Origin of the sequence: Stenotrophomonas sp. TWI1183 (assembly GCF_039673115.1) — a bacterium.
Classification (GTDB): Bacteria; Pseudomonadota; Gammaproteobacteria; order Xanthomonadales; family Xanthomonadaceae; genus Stenotrophomonas; species Stenotrophomonas maltophilia_AA.
On the sequence record NZ_JBDJKZ010000018.1, the window covers coordinates 80,845 to 87,568 of the forward strand.

At 66.2% G+C, this 6,724-nt stretch carries 5 protein-coding genes; 3 read left to right on the plus strand and 2 right to left on the minus strand.

The features are described 5' to 3' along the window. Positions 1 to 31: 31 nt before the first annotated feature. Positions 32 to 1,420: an FAD-binding oxidoreductase gene (locus ABE434_RS15315; RefSeq protein ID WP_346479434.1), complete on the minus strand. Its 1,389-nt coding sequence runs from the start codon at positions 1,418 to 1,420 to the stop codon at positions 32 to 34. A 203-nt stretch (positions 1,421 to 1,623) separates the two neighbouring features. Between ABE434_RS15315 and serA the strand changes: the two genes are divergently transcribed. Next, complete coding sequence (gene serA, locus ABE434_RS15320) at positions 1,624 to 2,865, plus strand: phosphoglycerate dehydrogenase (protein WP_179459060.1); 1,242 nt, start codon at positions 1,624 to 1,626, stop codon at positions 2,863 to 2,865. A gap of 42 nt (positions 2,866 to 2,907) precedes the next feature. Here the strand turns inward: serA and ABE434_RS15325 are convergent, their stop codons facing one another. Further along, on the minus strand, positions 2,908 to 3,489 hold the full coding sequence (locus ABE434_RS15325) for an NUDIX hydrolase (protein WP_346479435.1): 582 nt from the start codon (positions 3,487 to 3,489) through the stop codon (positions 2,908 to 2,910). A gap of 185 nt (positions 3,490 to 3,674) precedes the next feature. Between ABE434_RS15325 and ABE434_RS15330 the strand changes: the two genes are divergently transcribed. After that, on the plus strand, positions 3,675 to 5,153 hold the full coding sequence (locus tag ABE434_RS15330; protein WP_346479438.1) for an amino acid permease: 1,479 nt from the start codon (positions 3,675 to 3,677) through the stop codon (positions 5,151 to 5,153). Positions 5,154 to 5,221: 68 nt separating this feature from the next. Continuing rightward, the gene (locus ABE434_RS15335) at positions 5,222 to 6,646 is read left to right on the plus strand and encodes an amino acid permease (RefSeq protein WP_313211775.1); all 1,425 of its coding nucleotides are present in this window, start codon (positions 5,222 to 5,224) and stop codon (positions 6,644 to 6,646) included. Positions 6,647 to 6,724: the final 78 nt, after the last annotated feature.

Consider the following 6,724-nt stretch of genomic DNA (forward strand, 5'->3'; position numbering starts at 1 on the left):
GCGTATAGGCTGCGTGAAATCCTGTCTTGTCTCAGAGGTCGAAGACCTTGCCGGGATTCAGCAGCGCTTGGGGATCAAACGCGCGTTTGACCGCCTTCATCAAGGCGATTTCCGCCGCGCTGCGGGTGCTGTCCAGATAGCCCTTCTTGACCAGGCCGATCCCGTGCTCGGCCGAAATGCTGCCGTCGAACCGGCTCAGCACGCCGGCGAGGAGCTTGGTGACATGCTCGCACTGGGTCAGGAACTCGGCATCCGCGGTATCGTCCGGCTTGAGCACGTTGATGTGCAGGTTGCCGTCGCCGATGTGTCCGAACCAGACCACGTCGAACTGCGGGTACGCCTGCCCGATCAGCGCCTGGGTTTCGGCGAGAAACGCCGGCATCGCGGAGATCCGCACCGAAACGTCGTTCTTGTAGGGTTTGTAGCGCGCCACCGCCTCGGTGATGCCTTCGCGCAACCGCCACAGCTGCGCGGCCTGCGCATCGCTCTGGCTGACCACGCCATCGCTGACCCAGCCGTGCGTCATGCAGTCTTCGAAGGCGGCCATCGCGGCGGCTTCCTGGGCCTCATCGCCCGCAGCGAACTCGGTCACCACGTAATACGGATGCACCTCATCGAACGGCGCCTGCGCACCGTGCGCCAGCACGTGCTCAAGCGCGCGGTCGGTGAAGAATTCGAACGCCTGCAGCTGCAGCCGTTCGCGGAATGCGGCAAACACCTGCATCAGCACCTCGAACGAGGGCAGTGCCAGCAGCATCACGTTGCTCGCCGGCGGCGGGTCGGTGAGCTTCAGCGTCGCTTCCACGATGACGCCCAGCGTGCCTTCCGAGCCGATCAGCAGCTGGCGGAAGTCGTAGCCGCTGGAATTCTTGATCAGGCCCTTGTTGAGCTCGACCCGCTCCCCGGCCATGGTCACCACCGTCAGGCCGGCGATCCACTCACGGGTATTGCCGTAACGGATCACGCGGATGCCGCCGGCGTTGGTGGCGATGTTGCCGCCGATCGAGCACGACCCGCGCGCGGCGAAATCCACCGGGTAGATCAGGCCGTGCTCGAGCGCTGTGTTGTGCACCGCCTCCAGCGGCATGCCGGCCTGCACGGTCAGGGTGCGGTCGACGGCATCGAAGGCCAGCGGCTTGTTCATCCGTTCCAGGCTGAGCACCAGTTCCCCATGGGCTGCCACCGCGCCACCGGACAGGCCGGTCCGGCCGCCGGAAGGCACTACCGCCACGTTCCGCGCACTGGCCCAGCGCAGGATTGCCTGCACCTCCTCGACCGTACCCGGCAGCGCGATCGCCAGTGGCGCCGGCGTCCAGCGGCGGGTCCAGTCGCGGCCGTAGTGCTCCAGATCGGCCGGATCGGTCTTCAGGCGCAGCCCGGGGCAATCGTGCAACAGCGAATCAAGGCGCGGATCGGTCATGGGGCGTCTGGCAGTGCCGGGGGAGCCCGCAAGCCTGCCAGCCGCTACCGGCCGCGTCCAGTCGCCGGGCGTTGATCGTCCTCGCCAGCCGTACCTAAATAGGTGCATCTGAAACTGTCTGGGCGTCGATTGGCGCACCGCACCATCGGCGCCGGCTTCTGGCATAGTTGGGGGCTCCCGCCGCCACACGTCGCACGCCGCCCATGTCGCCGAAAAAGACCTCGTTCCCGAAGCAGGATATCCGCGTACTGTTGCTCGAGGGGGTCAGCCAGACCGCGATCGACGTGTTCACCGCGGCCGGCTATTCGCAGATCGAACTGCACAGCAAGGCGCTGCCCGAAGACGAACTCAAGGCCCGGATCGCCGAGGCCCACATCGTCGGCATCCGCTCGCGCACCCAGCTGAGCGCGGATGTGCTGGTGCATGCCAAGCGCCTGATGGCGGTCGGCTGTTTCTGCATCGGCACCAACCAGGTCGACCTGGAGGCGGCGGAACTGGCCGGCATCCCGGTGTTCAACGCGCCCTACTCCAACACCCGCAGCGTGGCCGAGCTGGTGATCGCCGAGGCGATCATGCTCACCCGCGGCATCCCGCAGAAGAACGCCGAGTGCCATCGCGGTGGCTGGTCCAAATCAGCGGCAGGCAGCCATGAGGTGCGCGGCAAGACGCTGGGCATCATCGGCTATGGCCATATCGGCACCCAGGTCGGCGTGATGGCCGAGGCGATGGGCATGCAGGTGATCTTCCACGATGTGGAAACCAAGCTTTCGCTTGGCAATGCCCGGGCGGCGATCAGCCTGGACGACCTGCTGGCGCGCGCCGACATCGTGACCGTGCACGTGCCCGAGACCCCGGCCACGCAGTGGATGATCGGCGCCGATGAACTGGCGCGGATGCGCCCCGGCGCGCACCTGATCAACGCGGCACGCGGCACGGTGGTCGACATCGATGCACTGGATGCGGCACTGCGCTCGGGCCATCTCGGCGGCGCGGCGCTGGACGTGTTCCCGGTCGAGCCCAAAGGCAACGGCGATGCCTTCGTCTCCCCGCTGACCGCCCACGACAACGTGATCCTGACCCCGCACGTGGGCGGCAGCACGCTGGAAGCGCAGGACAACATCGGCGTGGAAGTGGCGGCCAAGCTGGTGCGCTACAGCGACAACGGCAGCACGCTCTCGGCGGTCAACTTCCCGGAAGTGACCCTGCCCGAGCACGCCGAGAGCTTGCGCCTGCTGCACATCCACCAGAACGTGCCGGGCGTGCTGTCCAGGGTCAACGAGATCTTCTCGCGCCACAACGTCAACATCGACGGCCAGTTCCTGCGCACCGATCCGAAGGTCGGCTACGTGGTGATCGACATCACCGCCAGCGAAGCCCAGGCCGGCGCCGTGCGCGACGAGCTGGCGGCGATCCCGGGCACGCTGCGCACCCGTGTGCTTTATTAACAGGGACGGAGGTAGTTAATAACTACCCCCGTCCCTGTTAAATCACCGCGCCAGCCATCGCTTGGCCATGCGCGGGAGGGAATCGTCGCCATCCGGGGTCTCGATCGCCGCGTTGGCCACGTCACGGATATCGCGCCAAGCCAGCGCCAGCGACTCTTCGCTGACCGCGAACTGCTCGCTGCCCAGCGCCCGCACCACGTAGCGGGCGTCGTAATGCCAATGCCCGGGCACGTCCCTGCGTTCGGGGATCCAGTGCTTGTCGATGTCGAACAGTTCGCCATCCTCCAGCACCAGCGCGGTCAGCCCGGACTCTTCCTCGGCCTCCTTCAGCGCGACCTGGGCCAGATCGCGCTCGCCGTCGGCATGGCCGCCCAGCTGCAGCCAGCGGTCCAGCTTGCGGTGGTGGGTCAGCAGCACGCGCTGCCCGTCGGCGCTGACCAGCCACGCGCTGCCGGTGAAGTGCCCGGCCAGGCGCTCGCGCAGGAACGGGTTTTCCGGATCGTCCAGCAATGTGCTGAATTCGTCAGCGAGCGCCGCGTCCCCCGGGTGTCGGCGGGCGTAGACGTCAAGCTGACTGCGCAGGGCAGCGTCAGGAATGGCAATGGATTCGGGGTTCAACGACATGGCAGGCGCGGGCATCGTGCGGATTTGGCCGATTATCGCTCGGCCATGCTGCATTTGTGCTTGTACAGCGGCTTCAGCTTTGGCTAAGGTACAGCGGGCCCCGCACCGCTGGGGCGCCCAGTCGCCATCAGGGCGTGCGGCAATGTACCGCGCGCCTCACCTTTGTTCATTTAGGGAAGCACTGCATGCTGAAGTCTCTGTTGAGGGTCAAACCGGTCGCACCGGCACCGCACGTCGATGCCGGCGAGCCCATCGAAGGCAGCCTGGACGGCGAGCCCACACTGAAACGGACCCTCACAGCGAAACACCTCATCCTGCTGGGCATCGGTGCGGTGATCGGTGCGGGCATCTTCGTCATGACGGGCCAAGCCGCGGCCTTCCACGCCGGCCCTGCCGTCACCCTGTCATTCATTGCGGCTGGCCTCGCTTGTGCCCTTGCCGGCCTGTGCTACGCGGAGTTCGCGGCAATGATGCCCGTCTCCGGCAGCGCGTACTCCTACTCGTACGCCACCTTGGGCGAAGGCATGGCCTGGTTCATCGGCTGGTGCCTGGTACTGGAGTATCTGTTCGCCTCGGCATCTGTCGCGGTGGCTTGGTCGGCGTATCTGATCAGCTTCATCACCACCACCCTCCATCTGCCCTTCCCGGACGCATTGGCATCGGCGCCGGTGGCGTGGGAAGCAGGACAGTTCGTGTCCTCGGGGAAGCTGTTCAACCTCCCCGCCGTTCTGATCGTGGCGGCCGTCACCGGCCTGCTGTACGTCGGCATCACCCAGTCGACGTTCATCAACGCAATCATCGTTGCGATCAAGGTCGCGGTGATCTGCCTGTTCATCGGCGTCGGTGTGGCGTACATCGATCCCGTCAACTGGACCCCATTTGTTCCGGAAAACACGGGCACCTTCGGCGAATTCGGCTGGAGCGGCGTCCTTCGGGCGGGCTCCATCGTGTTCTTCGCCTTCATCGGGTTCGATGCGGTGTCCACTGCCGCGGGTGAAACCAAGGATCCACAGCGCAACATGCCGATCGGCCTGCTCGGTTCGCTGGCCATCTGCACCATCATCTACGTGATCGTGTGCCTGGTGCTGACCGGTCTGGTGCCCTACACCCAGCTCGGCACTGCCAAGCCGGTGGTGACCGCGCTGGAAGCCCACCCCCAGCTGTCGTGGCTGAAGACGTTCGTCGAAGTCGGTGCCATCGCCGGTCTGTCCTCGGTGGTGCTGGTGATGATGATGGGCCAGACCCGCATCGCCTACACGATCTCGCGCGACGGCCTGCTGCCCAAGCTGTTCGGCAAGGTGCATGCACGGTTCAAGACCCCGTACGTGGCCACCATCATTGTTGGCGTCGTCGCGGCGGCCCTGGCCGGCCTGATGCCCCTCAATGTGCTGGGCGAACTCGTGTCGATGGGTACGCTGCTCGCGTTCGCCACCGTCTGCGTGGGCGTGCTGGTGCTGCGCTACACCCGTCCGGAACTGGAGCGGCCGTTCCGCGTGCCGGCGGTGTGGCTGATCTGCCCACTGGGGGCGCTGGCATGCCTGACACTGTTCGGCATGGCATTCCGTGAGCATTGGCATCTGTTTGTTGGCTGGACCTTGCTGGGGACCCTGATCTACTTCGGCTACGGCATCCGCCACAGCAAGCTGAACAAGAAGAACGCCTGAATGCTGCCGGGCCGGCCCAGTGCCGGCCCGGTCGTTTGATACGTCGCGCCTGAGAAGAATTCCAAACCATGTTCAAGCAACTGTGGGCCACCAAGCATCCGCACGCCGCCCATGAAGACGCCAACGGCCTGAGCCTGCGCCGTACCCTCGGCCCCTGGGGCCTGACCGCGCTGGGCATCGGCGCCGTCATCGGCGGCGGCATCTTCGTGATCACCGGCCAGGCCGCGGCCAACCATGCCGGCCCGGCGATCATGCTGTCGTTCGTACTGGCCGCGATCTGCTGCGCGTTCTGCGCGATGGCCTATGCCGAGTTCGCGGCGATGGTGCCGGTCTCCGGCAGTGCCTACACCTATACCTATGCCACGTTCGGCGAGCTCTCGGCCTGGTTCATCGGCTGGATGCTGGTGCTCGAATACGGCGTTTCCGCCTCGGCGGTGGCGGTCAGCTGGACCGGCTACTTCCTGAGCCTGCTCAGTCATTTCGACATCCATCTGCCGGCCGCGCTGGTCAGTGCGCCACTGGATGGCCAGCTGCGCCCGACCGGCGCCATCGCCAACATCCCGGCCGCCGTGCTGGTGCTGCTGCTGACCTGGCTGTGCTACGTGGGCATCAGCAAATCCTCGGCCATGAACATGGCGATGGTGGTGCTCAAGACCGCGCTGATCCTGCTGGTGATCGTGGTGGGCTGGAAGTATGTGGATCCGGCCAACTGGACGCCGTTCATTCCGGAGAACGAAGGCCCGGGCAAGTACGGCTTCGATGGCGTGCTGCGCGGCGCGGCGATGGTGTTCTTCGCCTACATCGGTTTCGAGGCGGTCTCGGTGGCCGCGCAGGAATCGCACAAGCCGCAGCGCGACATGCCGATCGGCATGATGCTCTCGCTGGTGATCTGCACGGTGCTGTACATCGCCATGGCGGCGGTGATGACCGGGCTGGTGCCGTACCAGCTGCTGGGCACGGACGAGCCGGTGGTGACCGCGGTGGCGGCGCATCCGCAGCTGGGCTGGCTGCGCGTGGTCGTGGAGATCGGCGCGCTGATCGGGCTGTCCTCGGTGGTGCTGGTGATGGTGATCGCGCAGCCGCGCATTTTCATGATCATGGGTCGCGACGGGCTGCTGCCGCCGCTGTTCACCAAGATCCATCCCAAGTACCGCACGCCGCACATCAACACGGTGATCACGGGCATCGGCATCGCGTTGCTGGCGGCGGTGTTCCCGCTCGACGTCCTCGGTGAGCTGACTTCGATGGGCACGCTGATCGCGTTCGCGGCGGTCTGCGCGGGCGTGCTGATCCTGCGCCGCACCCAGCCGGACCTGCCGCGTCCGTTCCGGATGCCGATGGCGTGGCTGATCTGCAGTCTGGGCGTGCTCAGTTGCATCGCGCTGCTGACGGCGATGACGGCGCACAACTGGATGCTGATGGGCTTCTGGACGCTGGGTGGTTTCGCGATCTACTTCAGCTACGGGTATCGCCATAGCCGCTTGCGCAAGTAGTGGCGGGCGGCGCGCGGGGCCGCCCGACCCCCCAAACCGCCGGGTGAGGCCGCCCGCCGGGCGCGCCCCCACCCGCGC